The organism is Micromonospora sp. NPDC049004, assembly GCF_040649315.1.
Taxonomy (GTDB): Bacteria; Actinomycetota; Actinomycetes; order Mycobacteriales; family Micromonosporaceae; genus Micromonospora.
The window spans coordinates 846,761-868,282 of the sequence record NZ_JBEZFG010000001.1; the positions used below are offsets into that span (position 1 = coordinate 846,761).

21 protein-coding genes and 1 pseudogene are annotated in these 21,522 nt (G+C 73.7%); 11 read left to right on the plus strand and 11 right to left on the minus strand.

The window, feature by feature from the left end:
* Positions 1 to 86 precede the first annotated feature (86 nt).
* The 3 genes and pseudogenes from lnt to AB0B97_RS03815 form a co-directional block, all read left to right on the plus strand.
* Positions 87 to 1,808: pseudogene (gene lnt, locus AB0B97_RS03805) on the plus strand (apolipoprotein N-acyltransferase); the annotation flags it as partial.
* A 34-nt stretch (positions 1,809 to 1,842) separates the two neighbouring features.
* Entirely contained in the window at positions 1,843 to 2,652 is an 810-nt protein-coding gene (locus AB0B97_RS03810) for a polyprenol monophosphomannose synthase (RefSeq protein WP_357490353.1), read from the plus strand.
* A gap of 65 nt (positions 2,653 to 2,717) precedes the next feature.
* Entirely contained in the window at positions 2,718 to 3,242 is a 525-nt protein-coding gene (locus AB0B97_RS03815) for an FxsA family protein (protein ID WP_234591582.1), read from the plus strand.
* Positions 3,243 to 3,305: 63 nt separating this feature from the next.
* Here the strand turns inward: AB0B97_RS03815 and AB0B97_RS03820 are convergent, their stop codons facing one another.
* The 3 genes from AB0B97_RS03820 to AB0B97_RS03830 all read right to left on the minus strand — a co-directional run bounded on the left by AB0B97_RS03820 (position 3,306) and on the right by AB0B97_RS03830 (position 6,420).
* Positions 3,306 to 3,647 (minus strand): RNA polymerase-binding protein RbpA, encoded by a 342-nt coding sequence (locus AB0B97_RS03820; protein WP_046564157.1) that lies wholly within the window; start codon positions 3,645 to 3,647, stop codon positions 3,306 to 3,308.
* 188 nt (positions 3,648 to 3,835) lie between these two features.
* The gene (locus AB0B97_RS03825) at positions 3,836 to 5,023 is read right to left on the minus strand and encodes a hypothetical protein (RefSeq protein WP_357490355.1); all 1,188 of its coding nucleotides are present in this window, start codon (positions 5,021 to 5,023) and stop codon (positions 3,836 to 3,838) included.
* A 26-nt stretch (positions 5,024 to 5,049) separates the two neighbouring features.
* Entirely contained in the window at positions 5,050 to 6,420 is a 1,371-nt protein-coding gene (locus tag AB0B97_RS03830; RefSeq protein WP_357490357.1) for an MFS transporter, read from the minus strand.
* Between the two features lie 57 nt (positions 6,421 to 6,477).
* On the opposite strand from AB0B97_RS03830, the gene AB0B97_RS03835 reads away from it, so the two are divergent.
* From AB0B97_RS03835 to AB0B97_RS03845, 3 genes are read left to right on the plus strand one after another with little or no spacing between them, the layout of a single operon-like run.
* Positions 6,478 to 7,125: a TetR/AcrR family transcriptional regulator gene (locus tag AB0B97_RS03835; protein WP_357490359.1), complete on the plus strand. Its 648-nt coding sequence runs from the start codon at positions 6,478 to 6,480 to the stop codon at positions 7,123 to 7,125.
* 56 nt (positions 7,126 to 7,181) lie between these two features.
* Entirely contained in the window at positions 7,182 to 8,507 is a 1,326-nt protein-coding gene (locus AB0B97_RS03840; RefSeq protein ID WP_357490361.1) for an NAD(P)-binding domain-containing protein, read from the plus strand.
* The gene (locus AB0B97_RS03845; RefSeq protein ID WP_234590396.1) at positions 8,504 to 9,322 is read left to right on the plus strand and encodes an SDR family oxidoreductase; all 819 of its coding nucleotides are present in this window, start codon (positions 8,504 to 8,506) and stop codon (positions 9,320 to 9,322) included. The genes AB0B97_RS03840 and AB0B97_RS03845 overlap by 4 nt, the downstream gene beginning before the upstream one ends.
* 8 nt (positions 9,323 to 9,330) lie before the next feature.
* On the opposite strand, the gene AB0B97_RS03850 is transcribed toward AB0B97_RS03845, so the two are convergent.
* Complete coding sequence (locus AB0B97_RS03850; protein WP_357490363.1) at positions 9,331 to 9,981, minus strand: LysE family translocator; 651 nt, start codon at positions 9,979 to 9,981, stop codon at positions 9,331 to 9,333.
* 211 nt (positions 9,982 to 10,192) lie between these two features.
* On the opposite strand from AB0B97_RS03850, the gene AB0B97_RS03855 reads away from it, so the two are divergent.
* Positions 10,193 to 10,690 (plus strand): DUF1992 domain-containing protein, encoded by a 498-nt coding sequence (locus AB0B97_RS03855; RefSeq protein WP_357490365.1) that lies wholly within the window; start codon positions 10,193 to 10,195, stop codon positions 10,688 to 10,690.
* A gap of 7 nt (positions 10,691 to 10,697) precedes the next feature.
* On the opposite strand, the gene AB0B97_RS03860 is transcribed toward AB0B97_RS03855, so the two are convergent.
* Complete coding sequence (locus AB0B97_RS03860) at positions 10,698 to 11,264, minus strand: maleylpyruvate isomerase N-terminal domain-containing protein (RefSeq protein WP_357490367.1); 567 nt, start codon at positions 11,262 to 11,264, stop codon at positions 10,698 to 10,700.
* A gap of 103 nt (positions 11,265 to 11,367) precedes the next feature.
* On the opposite strand from AB0B97_RS03860, the gene AB0B97_RS03865 reads away from it, so the two are divergent.
* A complete protein-coding gene (locus tag AB0B97_RS03865) occupies positions 11,368 to 12,339 on the plus strand; it encodes a helix-turn-helix domain-containing protein (protein WP_357490369.1) in 972 nt (323 codons plus the stop codon).
* A gap of 38 nt (positions 12,340 to 12,377) precedes the next feature.
* On the opposite strand, the gene AB0B97_RS03870 is transcribed toward AB0B97_RS03865, so the two are convergent.
* Complete coding sequence (locus tag AB0B97_RS03870) at positions 12,378 to 12,827, minus strand: hypothetical protein (protein ID WP_357490622.1); 450 nt, start codon at positions 12,825 to 12,827, stop codon at positions 12,378 to 12,380.
* A 303-nt stretch (positions 12,828 to 13,130) separates the two neighbouring features.
* Between AB0B97_RS03870 and rox the strand changes: the two genes are divergently transcribed.
* The gene (rox, locus tag AB0B97_RS03875) at positions 13,131 to 14,555 is read left to right on the plus strand and encodes a rifampin monooxygenase (protein WP_357490624.1); all 1,425 of its coding nucleotides are present in this window, start codon (positions 13,131 to 13,133) and stop codon (positions 14,553 to 14,555) included.
* A 63-nt stretch (positions 14,556 to 14,618) separates the two neighbouring features.
* On the opposite strand, the gene AB0B97_RS03880 is transcribed toward rox, so the two are convergent.
* The 5 genes from AB0B97_RS03880 to AB0B97_RS03900 form a co-directional block, all read right to left on the minus strand.
* Entirely contained in the window at positions 14,619 to 15,278 is a 660-nt protein-coding gene (locus AB0B97_RS03880; RefSeq protein WP_234590373.1) for a dihydrofolate reductase family protein, read from the minus strand.
* A gap of 56 nt (positions 15,279 to 15,334) precedes the next feature.
* A complete protein-coding gene (locus AB0B97_RS03885) occupies positions 15,335 to 15,958 on the minus strand; it encodes an AraC family transcriptional regulator (RefSeq protein WP_357490371.1) in 624 nt (207 codons plus the stop codon).
* A 506-nt stretch (positions 15,959 to 16,464) separates the two neighbouring features.
* Complete coding sequence (locus AB0B97_RS03890; RefSeq protein ID WP_357490373.1) at positions 16,465 to 16,794, minus strand: endonuclease VII domain-containing protein; 330 nt, start codon at positions 16,792 to 16,794, stop codon at positions 16,465 to 16,467.
* A 679-nt stretch (positions 16,795 to 17,473) separates the two neighbouring features.
* A complete protein-coding gene (locus AB0B97_RS03895; RefSeq protein WP_357490375.1) occupies positions 17,474 to 17,935 on the minus strand; it encodes an HNH endonuclease in 462 nt (153 codons plus the stop codon).
* A gap of 9 nt (positions 17,936 to 17,944) precedes the next feature.
* Positions 17,945 to 18,523, minus strand: a complete 579-nt coding sequence (locus AB0B97_RS03900; RefSeq protein ID WP_357490377.1) for an NTP transferase domain-containing protein — start codon at positions 18,521 to 18,523, stop codon at positions 17,945 to 17,947.
* Positions 18,524 to 18,642: 119 nt separating this feature from the next.
* Between AB0B97_RS03900 and AB0B97_RS03905 the strand changes: the two genes are divergently transcribed.
* Together AB0B97_RS03905 and AB0B97_RS03910 are read left to right on the plus strand one after the other, a co-directional pair.
* Positions 18,643 to 20,457 carry an acyl-CoA dehydrogenase family protein gene (locus AB0B97_RS03905; RefSeq protein ID WP_357490379.1) on the plus strand — a complete coding sequence of 605 codons (1,815 nt, stop codon included), beginning with the start codon at positions 18,643 to 18,645 and terminating at the stop codon, positions 20,455 to 20,457.
* The gene (locus tag AB0B97_RS03910; RefSeq protein ID WP_357490381.1) at positions 20,457 to 21,509 is read left to right on the plus strand and encodes a phosphate acyltransferase PlsX; all 1,053 of its coding nucleotides are present in this window, start codon (positions 20,457 to 20,459) and stop codon (positions 21,507 to 21,509) included. Before AB0B97_RS03905 ends, AB0B97_RS03910 begins: the two co-directional genes overlap by 1 nt.
* The last annotated feature ends 13 nt before the right edge of the window (positions 21,510 to 21,522 follow it).

The window sequence follows — 21,522 nt, forward strand, 5'->3', positions numbered from 1 at the left end:
GCCAGGCCCCCACGGTGATCAGCGCGTCGGTCGCCGTGCGTCGGCCGCTGCCGCTGCGTGTCGCCGCGCCGATGGCGGTCGCCGCCGGGCTGGCCCTGCTGCTGGCCTTCCCGCCGTACGGGGTGTGGCCCCTCGCGCCGGTCGGCGTGGCCCTGCTGGCCGCCGCCGCGCACCGGCGGCGGTTGCGCGCCGGGGCCGGCGTGGGCTTCCTCACCGGGGTGGCGCTGTTCGCGCCGCTGCTGGCCTGGACGAACCTGCACACCGGCTACCTGCCGTGGGTGCTGCTGTCGCTGCTGCAGGCCGGCTACCTGGCGCTGCTCGGCGTCGCCACCGCCTGGGTGTCACCGCTGGCCGACCGTGGCCGCTGGGCGTGGCCGGCGGTGACCGGGCTGCTGTGGGTGGGGCAGGAGGCGCTGCGCGACCGCACGCCGTTCGGCGGGTTCCCGTGGGGGCGTCTCGCGTTCACCCAGGACGACTCGCCGCTGCTGCGCCTGGCCGCCCTCGGCGGAGCGCCGCTGGTCACCTTCGCCGTGGCGGTCGTCGGCGGGCTGCTGGTCACCGCCGGCTGGCGCACCTGGACCACCCTGCGCCCCACCAGCCCCACCGACACCGACCCCACCGGCCCCACCGACCCCACCGGCGTCCCCGGCGACACCGACCCCACCGGCCCCACCGACCCCACCGGCGTCCCCGGCGACACCGACCCGACTGGCACCCCCGGCGGCACCGACACCGACCCGACCCGCGCCCCCGGCGACACCGACACCACCAGCGGCCCCGGCGACACCGAACCGGCCACCCGGCCCGGCAGCGCGCGGCGGTGGACGCCGGTGGCCGTGCCGGCCGTCGCCGCCCTCGCGCTGGCCGGGGCGGGTCTGCTGGTGCCACTGGCCGCCACCGGGTCGGGCACGCCCGTCACCGTCGCGATCGTGCAGGGCAACGTGCCGCGTCTCGGACTGGACTTCAACGCCCAACGCCAGGCGGTGCTCAACAACCACGTCGACGCCACCCTGGAGCTGGCCACGCGGGTCGCCTCCGGTGCGCAGCGGCAACCCGACCTGGTGGTGTGGCCGGAGAACTCCAGCGACATCGACCCGCTGCGCAACCCCACCGCCGGGGCCCGCATCTCCCAGGCCGCGGACGCGATCCGCGCGCCCATCCTGGTCGGCGCGGTGCTGCTCGGCCCGGGCCCAGGGCAGGTCCGCAACGCGGGCATCCTGTGGCGGCCCGACACCGGCGCGGACATGTCCCAGCTCTACACCAAACGCCACCCGGTGCCGTTCGCCGAGTACGTGCCGCTGCGCGACATCGCCCGCCAGGTCAGCGACAAGGTGGACCTGATCCGCAACGACTTCGTACCGGGCAGCACCCCGGGCGTGGTACGCGCCGGCCCGGCCGTGCTCGGCGACGTCATCTGCTTCGAGGTCGCGTACGACGAGGTGGTCCGCGACACCGTCACCGGCGGCGCGCAGCTGCTGGTGGTGCAGACCAACAACGCCACCTTCGACGAGGCCGAGGCCCGCCAGCAGCTGGCCATGGTGCGACTGCGGGCGGTGGAGCACGGCCGGCCGGCGTTGATGGCCTCCACGGTCGGGGTGTCCGGGTTCGTCGCCCCCGATGGGCGGGTAAGCGACGCCACCGGGTTCAACACCCGGGAGGTCGTGGTGCGGCAGCTACGGCTCGACAGCGGGCGTACCCTCGCCACCCGCCTCGGCTGGTGGCCGGAGCTGGCCCTCGCCGGGCTGGCCGTGGCCGCCCTGGCCGGCGCGGGCGTGCTGCGCCGACGGCAGCGGGTCGTGCCCGGATAGCAACAGCCGGTACGCCGGCGGGAGCGGAGGAACCGTGATCCAGGCGACCGATACGATCCGGCGTCCGGACGAGGTGCCCGGCGTGGGCCGGGTGCTCGTGGTGATCCCCACCTACAACGAGGCGGACAACGTCGCGGCGATCGTGGGGCGGGTCCGCCGGGCCGCCCCCGCCGTGCAGATCCTCATCGCCGACGACAACAGCCCCGACGGCACCGGCGCGATCGCCGACGCGATCGCCGACGGCGACCCGCACGTGCAGGTGCTGCACCGCGAGGGCAAGCAGGGCCTGGGCGCGGCGTACCTGGCCGGGTTCGGGTGGGCGCGCGAGCGCGGCTACCACGCGGTGGTGGAGATGGACGCCGACGGCTCACACGCCCCGGAGGACCTGCCGGCGCTGCTGGACGCCGCCCGCGACGCCGACGTGGTGATCGGGTCGCGGTGGACCAGCGGCGCGCAGGTGGTGAACTGGCCGCTGCGGCGGCTGCTGCTGTCACGCTGCGGCAACCTGTACGCCCGTCTCGCGCTGGGCATGCCCGTCTCGGACGCCACCGGCGGCTACCGGGTGTACCGGATCAGTGCCCTGGACGCCATCGACCTGGAGTCGGTGTGCTCGCAGGGCTACTCGTTCCAGGTGGAGCTGTCGCGGCTCGCCCACCGGGCCGGGGTGCGGATCGTGGAGGTGCCGATCACGTTCGCCGAGCGGGAACGCGGCGACAGCAAGATGAGCCCGCGCATCGTCGCCGAGGCGCTGTGGCGGATCACCCGCTGGGGTGTGCAGGACCGGCGCCAGGCCGTACGCCGGGGTCTGCACGGCACCCCCACGGGTCAGGTGCGGTGGCCGTGAGCGCGGCCGTGTCATGCTGGATGTGCGGTACGTGTCGGTGTGCCGCGGGATGGCGATGAGGTGAGATGCGCCGAGGACTGAGGTTCGTGCCGGTCGCCCTGCTGCTGGCGGTGGTGCTGGAGTTGACGGTGTTCGTCCTGGTGGGGCGGGCGGTGGGGTTCGGCGCGGCGGTGCTGCTGGTGTTCGCCGCGTCGCTGCTGGGGCTGGTGCTGCTGCGCCGCGAGGGGATGCGCGCCTGGCGCGGGTTCCGCACCGCCGCGCAGGCCGGGCAGCCGCCGGGACGGCAGGTGACCGACGGGCTCGTCGGGTTGGCCGGCGCGCTGCTGCTGGCGGCGCCCGGTCTGGTCAGCGGTCTGGTCGGGTTGTTGCTGATGGTGCCGCCGGTGCGTCGCCTGGCCCGCGCCGGGGTGCAACGCACCGCCGAGCGGCGGGTGTCGTCGATGGTCGCCGGTGACCTGTTCGGGCCACGTACGGTGCGGGTGCGCCAGGGTGCGCCGCAGCCGACACCGCGTCCGGAGCCGGAGCGGCCGGTGGTCGTCGACGGCGGCCGGGCCATCGAGGGTGAGATCGTCGAGCCGGGCCGCAACTGAACTTAGGCACACACGACGACGCCCCCGGGTTCTCCCGGGGGCGTCGTGTCGTGCGGGTGCGGCTCAGGCGCGGCCGCGGCGGGTCCGAACCTCCTGGAGGCGTTCGGCGAGGATGTCCTCGAGCTCGGCGATCGAGCGCCGCTCCAGCAGCATGTCCCAGTGGGTACGCGGCGGCTTGGCCTTCTTCTGCTCCGGCTCGCTGCCGTCGACGAGTCGGGCGACGCTGCCGTCGAACTTGCATTCCCAGGTCGTCGGGACCTCGGCGTCGACGGCGAACGGCACCTCGAACTGGTGGCCCTTGGCACAGAGGTACTCGCGGGTCTGACGCGGCGCGAGCTCCGTGTTGCGGTCGGATTCGTAGCTGACCGCGCCCAGGCGGCTTCCGCGCAGCATACGCTCGCCCATGATCGACTTCCCCTCGTTCGTGGTGCTGGTCTTCTGGGTGTAACGGTGTCTTCCCGTCGCCCCATTCCCGCCCGAGGGCGTGAGGCGTCCACGGGTGAGCCGGACCCAAGGGTAGCCGGCTCAGGCGGTGACGCCACGGCGGCGGCCTGTCGGGACCGCCACCGGGGATGTTAACCGCCCGGACGCGGTCAAGGTTGCGCCGGCGGGGCACCCGGGTCGGAAGCGCCCGCGCCGCCGGGGGTGGCGGCGCCCAGGCGGGCCAGTGCCAATGCCAGGTCGCTGACCTGGTCGCCGAGCTGCGCCACCCGCCGCTGCGCCACGTCACGGTCGGCCTCGGCGGCGTCGAGCCGTACCGTCAGGGCGGTGAGCCGACCCTCGGCGGTGGCCGCGGCCTGCCGCGCGGCGCTCAGGTCGGCGGCGAGGGCGTCGCGCTGCGCGGCCGTAGCGGTCAGCTCGGCGCGCAGCCGGGCGGCCAGCTCGGCGGCCTCCTGGCGGGCGTCGTCGGCCTCCGCGGCAACGGCCTGGGCGCGGTCGCGGGCCCGTTCGGCCTGTTCCCGGGCCCGGGCCGCGTCGGCGGCCTCGGTGCGGGTCCGCGCGGCGTCGGCGCGGGCCTGGTCGATCTGGCGGCGCACGTCCTGCACCTCGGCCTGCCACCGTCCGGCCCGCTCGGTCGCCTCGGCGGCGGCCCGGGTGGCCCGCTCGGCGTCGGTGCGCGCCGTGTCCCGCTCGACGGTCAGGTCGGCCGCGCGCTGGCGCTCGGTGTCGCGCTCGGCCCGCAGGTCACGCACCTCGGCGCGGGCCTGGTCCCGGTCCCGTTCGGCCTGGGCACGCAGCGCCTCGGCGGCGCTGACGTCGTGCCGCGCCTGATCGCGGGCGGCCTCGGCGTGTTGCGCCCGCTCGTCGGCCGCGGTGGCCTGGGTCGCCGCCTGCTCGGCGCGCTGGCGGGCGTCGTCGGCCTCGGCGCGTGCCGTGCGGGCCTGCTCGCGGGCGCGTGCCGCGTCGGCCGCCGCCGCCTCGGCGTCGTCACGGGCCTCGTCGCGTTCGGTCTGCGCCGCCGCGATCTCGGTGGCGGCCTCCGCGCGGGCCTGCGCGAGTTGCCGCTGCACGCCACCGGGGGACAGTTCGGCGTGCAACGCCTCGGTCAACGTCTCGACGATCTGGTCGAGACGGTCCACCGCCTCCCAGGTGCGGGCCACCTGACCGGGCAGGCCGGGCGCGTTGCGGTGGCGCATGCGGCTGTTGCGCGAGGCGCGCTGGCAGGCGCCGTCGTTGTCGCGGCAGTACCGAAAGGGCCGGCCCGCGCCGACACGCTGCGGCACCGGTCGTCCACAGTGGGCGCACGGGCGGGTTTCGGTGGGGGTGAGCGGGGCGTCCATCGAGCGCGAAGTCTAGTGCCGGCCGCTCAGCTCGCGGCCCGGGCGGTCGTGTCCAGGGTGTAGCGGCGTTGCAGCAGCAGGGCGGCGAGCATCGCCGCCGCGGGCAGCAGCCCGAAGCCGTAGCGGACCGCCACGAGCGCCGCGTCCGGCTGCACCGGCGACTCGCCCGCCGTGGACGCCACGAAACCACCAACGCCCAGGCACAGCGCGTACGCGTAGGGGCCGAGGGCCGCGCCGGTGGCCTCGGTGGCCGTCCACACCCCGGTGTAGGTGCCCGCGCCCGTCGCCGCACCGGCGCCGGTGTCAGCCGCAGCGGCGCGGATCACGTCGGGCAGCATCGAGAACGGCAGCAACTGCATGCCGGCGAACGCCACCCCGAGCACCGCCACCGCGGCCACCAGCACCGGCAGGCCCGCCGGGCGACCCACCGCCAGCACCAGCGACCCGGCCGCGAACGCGCCCTGCGCGCCGAGCAGCGCCCGCTGCTTGCCGACCCGGCGGGCCAGCAGCAGCCAGCCGGGGGTGACCAGCAGCGCCGGGGCGACGAACGCGGCCACCAGCACCGTGGTCAGGCCGGGGGCGCGCAGCTCGTACTCGGCGTAGTAGGGCACCCCGGCCAGGACCAGGTGGGTGGTCGTGGACATGGCCAGGTACGCGGCGACGAGCCAGCGGAACTGCGTGTCGCGCAGGGCGGTGCGCAACGCCCGCCACCCGCCGTGTCCCGCCGTCGTGGTGCTCGCGGCAGCGCCGCGCAACCGGGCGATGCCGGCCACTCCGACGAGCATGGCGGCCAGCATCCCGACGGCCAGGACCACGCCCATGCGCTGGTAGCCACCCCGGGTCGCGGTGTCCCCGCCGGTCAGCAGCGGGGCCAGCAGCCCGGAGGCCAGGATGCCGAGGGTCAGCACGACCATCCGGAACGCCATCAGCCGGGTGCGTTCGTCGTAGCCGATGCGCAGGTCGGCCGGGGTGGCCAGGTAGGGGACCTGGTAGGCGGCGAAGAGCAGGTTGCCGGCGACGAAGAACACCGCCACCCACGCGGCGGCCGCAGCGCCGGTCAGGCCGCCGGGCACGGCGAAGAGCGCGGCGAACGCGACCGGCAGGGCGCAGCCGAGCAGCAGCAGCCGTCGCCGGTCGCCCCGGCGGGCCTGCGCGACGTCGGCGCGGTGCCCCACCCAGGGGTGCAGCAGCACGTCGGCGATCTTGGGCAGCAGCAGCGCGAGGCCGGCCAGCCACGGCCCGACGGCCAGCACGTCGGTGAGGAAGTAGAGCAGCAGCAGGCCGGGCACGGTCACCCAGATGCCCATGCCGAGCGAGCCGGCCGCGAAGCCGGCCAGGGGGCCACGGGGCAGTGTCGCGTCGGTGGCGGCCGCGGGCCGCCGGTCGAGCCCCGTCATCGCCGCATCCTCTCCGCAATCCAACAGTTGCCGGATTGTAGGGGCAGAATGGCGGCCATGACCATGCCCCGACGCCGTCCGGGTCGGCCCCGGCGCGACGAGACCCGACCGACCCGCGAGGTGGTGCTCACCGCCGCCACCGCGCTGTTCGCCGAGCGCGGCTTCGACGCCGTCGGGCTGCGGGAGGTCGCGGCGGCCGCCGGGGTGGACGTCGCGACGGTCGCCCACCACACGGGGCCGAAGGCGGCGCTCTACGAGGCCTGCTTCGCGCGGGTGTTCGCCGTGGAGCGGGAGGTCCTCACCGAGGCCGCCGCGCGGGCCCGCGCGGCCCTGGACTCCGGGCCGGGCGCGGCGCGGCGGGCGCTGCACGACCTGGTGGACGCGTTCGTGGACTTCCTCGAGGACCACCCGGAGACCACCGCGCTGTGGCTGCGGCGCTGGTTGGAGCCGCAGCGGCACGCCGAGCTGGACGAGCGCTACGCCGAGCCGCTGTACCGGCTGGTGGCCGAGCTGCTGACCGCCGCGGCGGCCGCCGGCGCGCTGGCCGAGCCGACCCCGCACATCACCGTACGCAGCCTGGTCTGGGCGACGCACGGGCACGTCGTGGCGCTCGCCGCGGGAACGCCGGGCGCGCGGGAACGGCGCGAGTTCCGAGCGTTCGTGCACCGCCTCCTGGACGGGCTCTACGGACCGCCGGGCCCTTGACGGGCCGCCGCTACCCGACGATTATCCATCGGACGTTGGATTAATTGGGGGCAGCGATGCAGGCACCACCCAGGGTTGCGGTGATCGGCGCCGGCGCGGCCGGGCTCGCCGCCGTCAAGGCACTGCGCGACGCGGCAGTCGCGGTGGTCTGCTTCGAGGCCACCGACCAGGTCGGCGGCCTCTGGGTGTACGGGGCGCCCGACTCGCCCGCGTACCGCACGCTGCACCTGAACACCAGCCGCGGCCGCACCGAGTTCGCCGACCACCCGATGCCCGCCGACTGGCCCGACTACCCGGACCACACGCGGGTCGCCGGCTACCTGGCCGACTACGCCGACCGGTTCGGGCTGCACGACGCCATCCGCCTGCGGCACACCGTCGAGCGGGTCACCCGGCAACCCGACGGCACGTGGACGGTCGCCGCCAGCGGGCCGGACGGGCCGGTCGAGGTCACCGTCGAGGCCGTGGTCGTCGCCAACGGCCACAACCGGGCGCCCCGGCTGCCCGACCCGCCGTACCCCGGCGCCAGCACGGCCGAGCAGCTGCACAGCCACGACTACCGGGGCCCCGAGCAGTTGACCGGGAAACGCGTCCTGGTCGTCGGGGGCGGCAACTCGGCGATGGACATCGCGGTGGACGCCTCGTACGCCGCCGAGCGGACCCTGCTGTCGCTGCGCCGGGGCGTCTGGGTGGTGCCCAAGTACCTGCTGGGCCGCCCGTCGGACACCCTCAACGGCGCGCTGGCCCGCCGGCTGCCGTGGCGACTGCGCCAGCGCATCAGCCAGACGATGCTCACCGCCACCGTCGGCAGCCCCGCCCGCTACGGGCTCCCCGCGCCCACGCACGGCTTCCTGCAGGACCACCCGACGCTCTCCGACGGGCTGCTGTCCCGGCTGACCCACGGCGACGTCGAAGCCCGCCCCGGCGTCGCCGCCCTGCACGGCGACCGGGTCGAGTTCACCGACGGCCGTACCGACGAGGTCGACCTGATCGTCTGGTGCACCGGCTACCGGGTGGAGATCGGGTTCCTCGACCCCGAGCTGCTCGGCGGCGGCGCCGACACCCTGGCGCTGTACCGGCACGTGTTCCACCCGGACGCCCCCGGGCTGATGTTCGTTGGGCTGATGCAGTCCACCGGGTCCGCGTTCCCCCTGGTCGAGGCGCAGGCCAAGCTGATCGCCGCGCACCTCGCCGGCCGGTACGCGCTGCCGGAGCCGGAGCGGCAGCGGGCCTTCAGCCGGGCCGAGCTGCGGGCGGCGACGGCCCGCTGGGGCCAACGCCGCCCGGCGATGCGGGTGGACTTCGACGCCTACCTGGCCGAGCTGACCCGGGAACTGACCTCCGGCGCCCGCCGCGCCCGCCCGGCCGGAGCGGACCGGTGACCGGCCTGAGCGGCCGGCGGGTCCTCGTCACCGGCGCGAGCGGCACCTTCGGCCGGCACCTCGGCGCCGCGCTGACCGCCGCCGGCGCCCGGGTGGTCGGGCTCGACCTGCGCGCGGGAGGCGACGACGACCTGCCGGTGCTCGGCTGCGACCTGACCGACCCGGCCGCCGTCCCCGCCGCGGTGCACGCGGCCGTCGAACGGCTCGGCGGGCTCGACCTGCTGATCAACAACGCCGGGGTCGGTGGCCCCGCCCCGGCCGAGCTGCCACCCGACGAGGTGGTCCGCCAGCAGTTGGAGGTCAACCTGCTCGCCGCGTGGCGCACCACCGCCGCCGCGCTGCCCCCGCTGCTCGCCGCCCGCGGCCGGGTGATCTTCGTGGCCAGCCGGATGGCGGTGCTGCCGCTGCCGCTCGCCGCCGCGTACGGGGTCAGCAAACGGGCCCTCGTCGCGTACGCCGACGCGCTGCGCCACGAGGTGGGCACCCACGTCGGAGTGAGCGTGGTCTACCCGAGCATGGTGGCCTCACCGATCCACGACAGCACCGCCGAGGCCGGGCTGTCCCTGCGGGGAGTGTCCCGCCCGGAGCCCGTCGAGGGTGTCGTCGCGGCGATCCTGCGCGCCGCCACCGCCCGGCGGGCGCCCCGGGACGTGGCGACCACCCGACGCGGGCGGCTGGAGATGGCCGTCGGCCGGCACGCGCCCGCGCTTGCCGACCGGCTGGTACGCCGTACCCTCGCCGCCCGGCTCGCCGCCGGTGACCTGGACGCCGCGCCGCTGGCCGCCGGGATGCTGCGTCGCCACCGGGGGCGGTGACCGCCGGATCAGGGGGTGGCGATCGCGGCGCGGGAACGGTCGGTGGCGATGCGCACGGCCAGCGCGGCCAGGGCCGTGCCGGTCACCCAGCGCTGCACCCGCAGCCACACCGGTCGGCGGGCGAAGAACCCCGCGAGGGTGCCGGCGCTGAGCACGATCAGCGCGTTGACGCTCAGCGCGACGGTGATCTGGGTCAGGCCCAGCAGGAGGCTCTGCGCGGCCACGTGCCCCCGCGCCGGGTCGACGAACTGGGGCAGCAGCGACACGTACAGGATGGCGATCTTCGGGTTGAGCAGGTTGGTGACCAGGCCCATGGTGAACAGCCGTCGCGGCGGGTCCGGTGGCAGCGGCGCGGGCGTGAACGGCGACCCGCCGCCCGGGCGCAGCGTGCGCCACGCCAGCCACAGCAGGTAGCCGGCGCCGGCCAGCTTCACCACCGCGTACAGCGTCGGGACCAGGACGAACACGGCGGCCAGGCCGGCGACCGCGGTGGCCAGGTAGACGCCGAACCCGGCCGCCACCCCGAGCAGCGAGATCAGCCCGGCGCGGCGGCCCTGCGCGACCGAGCGGGAGACCAGGTAGACCATGTTCGGGCCGGGCGTGAGCACCAGCCCCAGCGCCACCAGGGCGATGCCCACCAGCGCACCAGTGCCGATCATGACGTTGCCCCCGTTCGCCGTCGCCTGAAGCAGAACCTAGACCGACCGACGAGCGCGGCCCAGGACCACCCGACCGATGGTGGCCTGCGAACCGGTCACGCGGGCGCAAACCGCCTCCCGGGAATGACCACCCGCGTGAACGCGCTGACCTGTGGACGTGTGTCGCCGGCCGGAGGCGGCGCGTTACGGTGGCCAGGGGAGGTGCCGCAGGGTGACCGAGGCGTGGGACGCGGCCGTGGAGGCGCAGATCCGGGGAGCCGTGCAACGCGGCGAGTTCGACAACCTGCCCGGCATGGGCAAGCCGATCCCCGGGCGCGGAACCGCGTACGACGAGTCGTGGTGGATCAAGAGTTTCCTGGAGCGCGAGAAGCTGCCCAGCGACCTGCTGCTGCCCACCCCGCTGCAACTGCGTCGGCGCATCGAGCAGGTCCCCGACGAGGTCCGTGGCCTGCCCACCGAGCAGTCCGTGCGCGACTTCGTGGGGCAGCTCAACACGCAGATCGTCGCCTGGCTGCGCAACCCCGAGGGGCCCCGGGTGGCCGTGCGGCCGGTGAACGCCGACGAGGTCGTGCGTCGCTGGCGTGCCGAGCGCGCCCGACCCAAGGTAACGGCCACCGGCACCGACCCGGTGGCCGTCACCGACCCGGCCATCGCGCCGCCCCGCCGGGCCCGCCGGAGCTGGTGGCTGCGCTGGCGCCGTCGGGGCTGAGAACGGATCAGTCCAGCGCCGCGCGCCAGACCCAGGACGTGCGCCGTGGGTGCCCGGGCAGCTCACCGCGACCGGTCAGCCACAGCAGCACGTCGGGCGCGACGCCGGCCGGGGCGTCCGGAAAGAGGCGCCGCAGCACCAGCGCGCACAGTCGCGGCGACGGCTGCCACGACACACCGAGGCCGACGGTGATGTCGTAGGTGTGCAGCAACGTCTCGGCCACCCCCATCGCGGCGAAGCCGGCCGGGTCGCAGGGGCCGAAGTGCCAGGCCCGCGCGTCCGGCGCGGCGGCGTCGACGGCGACGGCGAGCAGCTCCGCGCAGGCGCGCGCCACGTGGAGCACCCGCGCCGGGTCCGCGGTGGGGGAGACCCGCAGGTCGTACGGCAGGTAGCTGTCCTGGGCGAGGCCGGTGACCTGACCGGCGTACGCGAGCAGGTCATGCGCAATGTGCGCCGCGGTGGTCCAGCAGCTCCACGTCAGCGTGCCCGCGGGCACCGACCAGTCCCGGTCGCGGTGCGGCGCCAGCGCCCGCGTCATCTCGTCGGCCGCGTCGCGCAGGTCGGCGCCGGTCACCGCTGACAATCGTGGCCCCGGCGGCCAACCCCGTGAAGGGTCGATGCGTGCAAGAATCCATCCTCGCGATCGGGGGGAGGCGGTCACCATGTTGCCCAACCTGGTGGTAGACACGACCATACTGCCGCCGGCGGACCGGTTCGAGTTCTGGTACGCCCTGGTCGCCCAGGAGACGGTGCCCGTACACATCACCAGCGCACGGCTGGACGACTTCGTCGCGTACGCCCAGGCCATCGACCTCGGCCGCATCAGGTTGACCTCGCTGCGGTACCCCTCGCTGAACGCCAGCCGGCCCGCGGGGCTGGTCCGCCAAGCGGAGGCGGACATCTACCAGCTCACGCTGCCACTGACGGGTCGCAGCACCCTGGTCCAGGACCGCACCGAGACCACGCTCGTCGCCGCCAGCCAGTTCACCCTGCTGGACACCGCGCGCCCGTACATCGCCCGGCACCATACGGACGGCCCCGGTCTCGCCACGACGATCACCGTGCAGATCCCCTACTCGGCGCTGCCGTTGCCGCAGGATCGGCTGCGCCGTCTGCAGGCCACGCCGGTGCCGTCGCACCTCGGCGTCGCCGGGCTGTTGGTCCACCATCTGCGGAGCATCGCGGCGCATCCGGAGCAGTACGAGGCAGCGCAGGCCGAGATGCTGGGCGGCGTGGCGCTGGACCTGCTCGCCGCCACCCTCGCTCAGCACCTCGACACCGAGGACACCCTCTCGCCGGAGACCCGGCACACCGCGTTGCGTGCCCGCGTCGTGGACTTCATCGACCGCCATCTGGGCAGCGCCGAGCTCAACCCGCGGAGCGTCGCCGCCGCCCACCACATCTCGCTGCGATCGCTGCACCGCCTGTTCGAAGCGGAGGCGACGACTGCCGCCGAGCTCATCCGCGCCAAGCGTCTGGAGCGGTGCCGGCGGGATCTCGGCAACCCGCTGCACCTGCGGCACCCGGTCCACGTCATCGCCGCACGCTGGGGATTCACCGACAAGGCCCACTTCAGCCGGCTCTTTCGTGCCCGCTACGGACGTTCACCCCAGGCGTACCGGATGGCCATGCTGCGCCGGGAACAGTGACCCACTCGGCGGCCTTCCTGCGCACCGCCGGTGGGCGGCTAGCGTCGCCGGCGATCGGTCGGGTCGTCCGCCACGAAGTCACGGACAGCGGCGCGGATGCTCTCGCCGTACGGGTCGTCCGGTAACGGTGCCAGGTGTTCGCGGGCTCGGGCCAGGTACTCCCGGGCCGGGCCGGGATTGCCCAGCCGCCGGTGGCAGTCGGCGAGGTTGAGGTACAGCGACGGCAGGAACGCCTGCACCTGGAGCGAGGGCAGGTGCCGCTTGACGCGTTCGTCGGTCAGCGCGGACACCGCGGCCAGGGCCCGTTCGTCCCACCTCAGCTCCGCATCGAGGGTGTCCTGCAGGTCGGCGAGGTGGTGGGCCAGGGTGCAACGGTGCAGGGCGTCACCGGCGGGGCCGATCTCGTCCCACAGCGCGGTGAGCAGCTCACGGGCCTGGACGGGTGCGCCGGTATGGCCGAGCTGCACCGCCTCGATGATGCGGGTCATGGTCGGATCGGGTGTCGGCTGGTCGTTCACGTCGCCGATGCTCGGGCCTCGACCGGGTCGAGGGTCAAGCGGGCGACGCGGTTCAAAGAACTGGACGCGGTCAGGTACGGCTTGTAGCTTGCAGGTGACCGCGACACCGCCCGAGGAGGTGAGACCCATGAACGCTCGTTCGATGTGGGTGCTCCCCCTGCCGTCACGGTTGGGCGACTGACGTAGACGTCGCCGGGAGCGCCTCTCACCACAAGGCACTCCCGAAAGGCCATTTCTGTGCCCTCCTGCGTCACCGCCGAACCCACCACTGGCATCTTCGATGTGATCATCGTCGGCTGCGGGCCGACAGGTGCCATGCTCGCCGCCGAACTGCGCCTGCACGACGTGCGGGTCCTCGTCCTGGAGAAGGAGACCGAACCGCCGTCGGCCGTCCGTATCGTCGGCCTGCACATCCGCAGCCTCGAGCTGATGGCGATGCGCGGCCTGCTTTCCCGGCTGCTCGACCATGGGCGCAAGCGTCCGGCCGCCGGCTTCTTCGCCGCCATCAACAAACCCGCACCCACCGGGCTGGACTCCGCGTACGCCTATCTGCTGGGCATCCGGCAGCCGGTCATCGAACGTCTGCTCGAAGAACACGCGATCGCCCTGGGCGTGCAGGTCCGGCGCGGCCGGGCGGTCACCGGTCTCGCGCAGGACGACGACTGTGTGACAGTCGAGCTGTCCGACGGGCAACAGCTGCGGACGCGCTACCTCGTCGGTTGTGACGGCGCGCGCAGCGCGGTGCGCAAACTCCTGGGCGTCGGTTTCCCCGGCGAGCCCGCGCGAAACGACACGCTGATGGGCGAGATGGAAGTGGGTGTGCCGTCCGAGGAGATCGCCGCCGCGGTGGCCACGATCCGCGAGACCCAGCACCGATTCTGGGTCCGTCCCGTGGGTGTCGGCGTCTACAGTGTCGTGGTCCCCGCTGCGGGCGTCAGCGACCGTGCGCAACCGCCCACGCTTGAGGACTTCAGACACCAACTGCGGGCCGTGGCCGGAACCGATTTCGGCGTGCACTCCCCGCGCTGGATGTCCCGCTTCGGCGACGCCACCCGGCTGGTCGAGCGGTATCGGGTCGGGCGGGTGCTGCTGGCCGGCGACGCCGCCCACATCCACCCTCCCATCGGCGGGCAGGGCCTCAACCTGGGCGTCCAGGACGCGGTCAACCTCGGCTGGAAGCTGGCCGCGCAGGTCCGTGGCTGGGCGCCGGACACACTGCTGGACAGCTATCACGCCGAACGTCATCCGGTCGCCGCGGACGTGCTGGACAACACCCGCGCCCAGACCGAGCTGCTGTCCAGCGAACCGGGCGCGCGGGCCGTACGCCGGCTGCTCACCGAACTCATGGACTTCGACGAGGTGAACCGCCATCTCCTCGACAAGATCACCGGGGTCGCGATCCGCTACGACATCGGCGACGGCCCCGACCTGCTCGGCCGCCGCCTGCGCGACGTCCAGCTGCGGCACGGCAACCTCTACGCCCACCTGCACCGGGGCCGTGGCCTGCTGCTGGACCGCACCGAACGCCTCAGCGTGGGCGCCTGGTCGGACCGGGTCGACCACCTCGCGGACCCGACCGCGGACCTGGACGTTCCGGCACTGCTGATGCGCCCCGACGGTCACGTCGCCTGGATCGGCGACGACCAGCAGGACCTGGACGACCACCTGTCGCGCTGGTTCGGCGGGCCCGCCGACTAGGGTCGCCGACTCTGGCTAAAGACCGGCGTCGCGCCACGCGGCGGCGGGGTCGGGCGCTCGGCGTCAGTCCAGGACTGGCGTCGAGCGCCCGTCGTCCACGGTGTACGTGCCCGCGGAGATCACGCCGAGGGCCGTGGGCGTCAGGGTCAGTGAGACAACGCCGCCGGGCAGCACGCGCGCGCTCTGGTCAGAGGCCGCGAACGTCGCGGGCGCCGATCCGTCCGGGAACAGGCGTTTCCCGGTTCCGACAACGACCGGGTACTGCAGCAACCGGTAGAGGTCGACAAGTCCGGCCTGGTGCAGCGCCTGCACGAGCCTCCAACTGCCGTGGACCTGGAGCTCGCCTCCCGGAAGCTCCTTGAGCCGGCGCACGGCGTCGACGATGCCGGTGCGCAGGATCGTCGTCGGACTCCAATGGGCCTCCTCGTCGGTCAGCGTCTCGCTGACGACGTACTTCGGCAGACTGTTCAGTTTGGTGGCGATCAGGTTGCCGGGTTCGGTGACCTTCGGCCAGTACCCGCCGAGCAGGCCGTAGCTCGTGCGGCCGAAGAGGAACGCGTCGGCCGCACGGAACCAGCCCTCGACGACCTCGTTGGTGTGCGTGGATGCATGGGGGACGAGCCAGCCGCCACGGTCGAAGCCGCCCGAGCGGTCCTCGTCGGGAGCTCCCGGCCCCTGCATGACTCCGTCGAGGCTGACGAAGACGTTGACACTGAGAAGCACGGTTCTCCTCCGCATTGCGAGTCGGTGGCAGCCGCCGGGGTGACGGCAGACGGAGGCTAGCTGCCCGGCCGGCGACCGGTCTTGTACAGGAACGACATCGTCGGTCCGTCGTGCGTCCGCAGCCCTCGCGCGGTGTGCCCGACGTAGCGCCGCAGCGCATGTGCCAGGTGAGCCTGGTCGAAGTACCCCAGCGCCTCGACGACCGCGCACCAGTCGAGACCGTCGCGCAGCATGGTGGCCGCGGCACTCGCACGGTCGATCTGGGTCACGGCGGTCCGCGACAGGCCGGTGATCGCGCGGTGCTGCCGCTGGAGGGTCCGCGTTGACCGGTGACCATCGGGCTGTTCACTCTGCAAAGGCGACGGCACCAGCAGCCCTGCGTCGCGCAGGCACCGGACGAACTGCTCGACGTTGTCGTACGTCGGCGCTTCCCAGTCCTCGCCGCCGATGACCACCCGACCCGAGTCCGTCGCCGGGAAGGGCACGTAACCGTCGACGATCGAGGCCGCGGGATGCGGCCGAAGGACGGCGCCGAGCGTGAGTCGGATCCCGAGGAACTCGGCGTCCGGCGGAACCGGCGCGGTCGTCGCCCGTGTCTCCGGTCCGCGCAGACTGGCGAGGACACGCCCCTGCGTCCGCGTAATGATCAGGTGGCTGCACGTGCGCGCCGTCGACGTCATCGTGTCTGCGGCACCGCTGCGCGTACGCCACACACGGTCGACGATGCCCGCGTCCGCATCGGTTTTCGCGATGCTCGAATCGCAAGCCCAAGGCCCCTCCATCGCGTCTTGGCGTCGTCGGCTCCTGAGCGTAGAGGAGCGAGCAGCGGGCCGGTCGGCGCTTATTTGTGGTTTACCGGTAACGATAATCCGTTAATTCACCCCACAAAAAGGGCATACCGTGCGCGCACCATAATGACAGTTCCTGTGCGTAAAGGTTTAGGATGGTGTAGTCAGCCAGTGCAGCACGGACGGGTGTCCTGTTGGGCGCCCGCCAGCCATTTGCCCATGGACCCGGACCGATTTATCAGCGCGATCGCCCAGCTCGACGGCATGTCCCCAGCACTCGGCCCCACGAGCAGGCAGACCCGGTCGACGAAGCCCTCGACTATCAGCTCGTCGTGCAGGTCACCGAGGCCCCGGACCTGGGCAGTTGGCGGTGCGGATTGTGGCTGACGGAGGCGAGGCTAGACGCCCTCTAGGGGAGGTACGGTTAGCGGCTCCGACGCCAGGTAGTCGATGGCGCGACGCAGCGCCTCTCTGTTGTCCCGGAAGTGCCCGAGCGCCGAGTTGCACCCGCCACAAAGCAGACCACGAACGGTGCTGGTGCCGTGACAGTGATCCACCACCAAGCGGAACGCCTGCGCCGAAGGCCTGCCGTCCTTGCGGGGTCGGCCGGCTAGCGTCGCCGGGATCTCATCCTCATGGATGCCGCAGATGGCGCACCGATACCCCTGCTGTGACCTGAGTTCGTCGTAGAAGATCTCGGTGATCCGGTATTTGGACCAGAGATTCATTGCTCGATTGGATCCTGGACGCGCGTCTCTGCTGGCCTGGTTTACCCGACGGGTGTACTCACGGCAAGACTGACAGGAAAGCAGCGAGCAACCGGTCGCACTGAGGAAGGACTCTGTCGGCCGAAGTTGCCTACACCGCCCGCACTTCTTGGACGCATCCACGACCGCCAAGAGTACCGCTTCTTGGTGCTGCCCTCGGGTTCGAACCGCGGAGCGCTGGTTACGAGCAGCCGAGACGGCGATGTTGCTCATCGAGCACGCCGAAAACGCGGTGCTCGCGGTCGACCGCGAGGGTCGCCACCGTGATGGCTACGAGGGGTCAACCGCTGTCGCTGATACGGAAACCGCTGGTCAAAGCTGCTGGCGACCAAGGCCACCGGCTCAAGAACCAGCGTTCGCATGGGACCCTCGAGCGGTGTACCGATCGTCCTCCCTCGGTTGCTCAAGGGCTGCGTAGTGACCGTCCGATTGCTGGAAACGGCTCCCTGTCAAAAGGGTCGACCGTATTCGCGCAGTGGTCATCACCGAGGCAGGGCTTGATTCGACGATCCGGTTGAGCGGCAATCGCTGCGGCCACGTCACCTTCATGCTCTGGCGCCGAGCCATTGTGGAGCTGGGACCCTTCGGGCAGATCGGTGCGAACAGACCCCGGACACGGGCAAGGCGGTGGGGGACAGGGTCAGGTTGGGACGTACGCCGAGCGGGCCTGGGCGACCTCGGCGGCCTGGCGCTCGCGCCAGCGGCGCTGGCTGTCCCGGTTGCAGGCGCGGCACGTGCGGCGGTACCGGCCCGTCGACTCGTCGAGTTCGCGTTCGTGCCCGTTGCGGCAGGTCGGCGTCTGCGCTCGCGTGCGGCAGTTGTCGGCGTGGCTGACCTGCCGCAGATGGGTGGGTTCGACGCAGTCCCGCGCGGGGCAGAGGTGGTCGACCTCCAGGTGCGGGTCGTACCCGCCGACGAAGACGGCGTACGCCGCGATGTGCGCCCACGCGCGGCCCGCGACCTTCTGGTAGACGCCGCGCCGGGAGCCGTAGCCGCGGATGATCAGGCAGCCGTCGGCCTGGCGGACCGACCGCGCCAGCAGATACTCCCGCAGACTGTCCTCGGTGAAGTGTCGGGACAGACCCTTGACCCCGCTGAGCACACCGTCACCCTAGCTGGGGAGGCGGGCCGCCTGTTCGGGCAGGTCCACGTCGGTGTCGTCGGCGATGTCGGCGCAGGGGACCAGTCGTACCCTCTCGGCCTGTGCCCGCAGGTAGTCCCGCGCGCCCCGGTCTCCGGTGGCCGCCTCGGCCACGCCGGCCCAGTGCTGTCGGCCGAGCAGCACCGGATGCCCGCGCCTACCGTCCGCGTAGGTGGCAACGGCGAGGGAGTCGACGGTGGCGTCGAGGGCGACACGGCGTACCGCCTCGGGGGTGAGGCCGGGCATGTCGACCAGGGTGACCACGACTGCCACGGCCGGGCTGGCCGCCACGGCGGACAGCCCGGCCCGCAGGGATGAGCCCATGCCCGTCGCCCAGTCGTCGTTGAGGACCACGCCGGGCAGTCGCGTCCGGGAGCGCACCTCGTCGGCCTGCGCGCCGAGCACCACCACGACCGGTTGGCAGCCGGCGGCCGTGAGGATCGCCGCCGCGTGGTCCACCAGCAGTCGCCCCCGGTACGGCAGCAGGGCCTTCGGCATGCCGAGTCGACGCCCGGCGCCGGCCGCGAGGAGCAGTCCCGCCGTCACCATGGGCCGAGCGTAGTCAGCCCGGTGGCGAGCGGGATGAGCTTCAGGGGGTGAAACCCACCGGCCGGGACCGCTAGCATGCATCTCGTATCTACTGTCACGTATTTACGGTGAGGTGCCGGATGACACCGGACGAGACGTCGGCGTGGCAACGACTCTGCCCCCTGCCGATGGCCCAGCTCGACCCGCTGCCGGCCATCGCCCGGCACCTGGATCACCCCGACACCGCGCGCCGGCTCGCGGCGGCCGACGCCGGTCGCACCCCACCGGACGACGTCCTCGCCGACCTGCGGGAGATCGGCGTCGCCGCCGTGTACGACCCCGCCGGCGCCACCGCCGTGCACGTCAACGCCCTCAACGCGCAGGCCGCCCGGCACAGCGGAAGCCTCGCCATCACGCTCGGGGTCAACGCGCTGGCCCTGCTGCCGCTCTGCATCGCCGGCACGCCGCAGCAGCGCGACCGGGCCGGCGCGGTGCTGCGCAGCGGAGGCGCGGCCGCCATGCTGCTCACCGAGCTGGAGCACGGCAGCAACCTGGCCCGCACCGGCACCCGCGCCGACGCGGTCGACGGCGGATACCGGCTGACCGGGGAGAAGCACCTCATCAACGGCGGCACCCGGCACGACCTGCTGATCACCCTGGCCCGGCTCGCCGACACCGACCGCTTCGGCCTGTTCCTGGCCGCACGCGACGACACGGTGACGGCCCTGCCCCGGTGGCGGACACTGCCCGCCGTTGCCGCCGACATCTCCGGCGTACGGTTCGCCGGCACCCCGGCCCAACCGATCGGTACGCCGGGCGACGGGCTGACCATCCTGCAACTGACCCTGGCGCTGTCGCGCGGTGGTATCGGCTCACTCGCCTCCGGCGCCGCCAGCGGGGCGCTCGCTGCGGCCGTGGGGTACGCCCGCGAGCGCGACGTCTACGGCGAACCGATCGTGCACCTCGGCGCGATAGCCGAACACCTCGTGCGGGCGGCGGCCCTCGACGTGCTGGTCGCGGCGACCGCCGTGAAGGCCACCTTCCTCATCAACGCGCTCGGGCCGGCCGCCGCATACGCCGCCGCGGTGGCCAAGTACGCCTGCTGCGAGCTGGCCGAGCAGGCCGTCACCGAGGGCCGCGCGGTGCTGGGCTCACGGGCCCTCGTCGAGGAGTTCGGGTACGCCGCGCGGGTCCGTGACGTGCTCCTCTACGGCGTGTTCGACGGCACCCGCCACATCCTGCTGGACCAGTTGCAGTGGCGGTTGGAACGCTTCGCCGCCGGCTCCGACCGCTCCGGTGACGGCTATCCGGTGCTGGCCGACGCGTACTCCGGGACGCCGCAACCGCTGGTGCGGGCCGCGCGGCTGCGACTGCGGCCGTACGCGCCGGGGCCGGCGGCCCGCGCCGCGACGCTCGCCGCGCGCACCTGTCGTCCGGCGGTGGCCGCGCTCGGCGCGCTGTTCACCCGCCTTGTCGACCTGGTCGGGCAGGCCCGCCGCGACGGGCGGTGGGCTGCCGACCAGGCCTGGCGGTTCGCCGCCGCCGGCGTCCTCGCCGAGGCCGAGGCGCTGCTCGCCGCCGTCGAGCTGATCGACCCCGACTGTCGTGCCGTCGCCGGCCTGCCCGGGCGGGCCGCCGCCCGGGACGAGGCGGCACTGGGCTACGCGCTGGGTTGGCGCGGCGCGGACCTCGCCGCCCGGGTCGAGGTGCTCGCCGCCGACCTGCGTCCCGACCGCCCGGCCGGCCCGGCACACGGTCACCGGGATCTGGTCGTCGCGTTCGCGGGCGAGCTGGCGCCGGCCCGTACCGCCCTGCGCCACTGGCTGACCTCGCCACTGACCGAACCGGCCGGGCCGGCGACGGACGCGCCCGCAGGACCGTCGACACCGGACGAGCCCGACGGCATGACCGGCAGATCCGCCACGGCGGACCGGCTCGGCGCCGGGGTGCGGTGATGGCGGGTCGGGGCGCGTCACCGCAGCGGCGGCTGCGGGTGGCGGTCGACGTCGCCGGCGCGGATCTCGGGCCGGCGCCCGTCATCGCCGGCGCGCTGGCCGCGGCGGGCACTGTGGACATCGCGCTGGTCGGCCCGCAGGCGCTCATGCGCGACCTGCTGCCCGGCGGTGTCGCGCCGGCGGGCGTACGACTGGTGCACGCCCCGGACGTGGTCGGCATGGGTGAGGATCCGGTGGCCGCGACGTACGCCAAGCGGCGCTCCTCGCTCCTGGTCGCCGCCGGGGAGGTGGCGGCGGGCCGGGCGGACGCCATGGTGACCCCGGGCAACACCGGCGCGGCGGTGCTCGCGGCCGCCGTCCGGCTGGGTCGGGTGCCGGGGGTGAGCAACCCGGCCCTGGCCACGGTGCTGCCGGTGCCGGGCGCCGGTCCGACGGTGCTGCTGGACATCGGCGCTACGGCGGCGGCCGTGCCGGAGTGGCTTGTCGAGTTCGCGGTGCTGGGCGCGGAGTACGCGCGGGGACGGTTGGGGCTGGCCGAGCCGCGGATCGGTCTGCTGTCCAACGGGCACGAGGCGGTCAAGGGCGGGCCGGTCCGGCGCGACGCGCACCTCCTGCTGGCCACGATGCCCGGGTACAGCGGTCAGATCGAGGCGTACGACGTGCTCGGAGGCCGCATCGACGTCGCGGTGACCGACGGGTTCACCGGCGACGTGGCGTTGAAGATGTACGAGCGGACATTGGACGCCACCGTCGGCCTGGCGCTGGACGCGGTGCGGGCGTTCTCGCCCATCGGGGCGCTGGCGCGTGAGCGGCGGCGGCGGGTGACCCGCGCGGTGCGCGACGGGCTCGCGGCCGAGCCGGGGGGAGCGCTGCTCGGGGTACGCGGTGTGTGCGTGATCTGCCACGGAACGGCCACCGCCGTGGACGTCGAGTCGAGCGTGCGCATCGCCGGTGAGTGCGTCCGCTCGGGGGTGGTCGAGCGGATCGCCGTCGCGTTCGCGGCCTCGTCGCGCCAGCGACTACGCACCCGGCGCAGCCCGGTCGACGGATGAGTATTCGTTCTCG

Bases quoted from the DNA above. Each gene is read 5' to 3' on its own strand.
- AB0B97_RS03870 (WP_357490622.1), bottom strand. From the start codon at position 12,827: ATGACCCGCATCATCGAGGCGGTGCAGCTCGGCCATACCGGCGCACCC.
- AB0B97_RS03910 (WP_357490381.1), top strand. From the start codon at position 20,457: ATGGCGGGTCGGGGCGCGTCACCGCAGCGGCGGCTGCGGGTGGCGGTC.
- AB0B97_RS03850 (WP_357490363.1), bottom strand. From the start codon at position 9,981: ATGATCGGCACTGGTGCGCTGGTGGGCATCGCCCTGGTGGCGCTGGGG.
- AB0B97_RS03835 (WP_357490359.1), top strand. From the start codon at position 6,478: ATGACCATGCCCCGACGCCGTCCGGGTCGGCCCCGGCGCGACGAGACC.
- AB0B97_RS03840 (WP_357490361.1), top strand. From the start codon at position 7,182: ATGCAGGCACCACCCAGGGTTGCGGTGATCGGCGCCGGCGCGGCCGGG.
- AB0B97_RS03830 (WP_357490357.1), bottom strand. From the start codon at position 6,420: ATGACGGGGCTCGACCGGCGGCCCGCGGCCGCCACCGACGCGACACTG.
- AB0B97_RS03905 (WP_357490379.1), top strand. From the start codon at position 18,643: ATGACACCGGACGAGACGTCGGCGTGGCAACGACTCTGCCCCCTGCCG.
- AB0B97_RS03890 (WP_357490373.1), bottom strand. From the start codon at position 16,794: ATGAATCTCTGGTCCAAATACCGGATCACCGAGATCTTCTACGACGAA.
- AB0B97_RS03820 (WP_046564157.1), bottom strand. From the start codon at position 3,647: ATGGGCGAGCGTATGCTGCGCGGAAGCCGCCTGGGCGCGGTCAGCTAC.
- AB0B97_RS03885 (WP_357490371.1), bottom strand. From the start codon at position 15,958: ATGACGTCGACGGCGCGCACGTGCAGCCACCTGATCATTACGCGGACG.
- AB0B97_RS03825 (WP_357490355.1), bottom strand. From the start codon at position 5,023: ATGGACGCCCCGCTCACCCCCACCGAAACCCGCCCGTGCGCCCACTGT.
- AB0B97_RS03900 (WP_357490377.1), bottom strand. From the start codon at position 18,523: ATGGTGACGGCGGGACTGCTCCTCGCGGCCGGCGCCGGGCGTCGACTC.
- AB0B97_RS03815 (WP_234591582.1), top strand. From the start codon at position 2,718: ATGCGCCGAGGACTGAGGTTCGTGCCGGTCGCCCTGCTGCTGGCGGTG.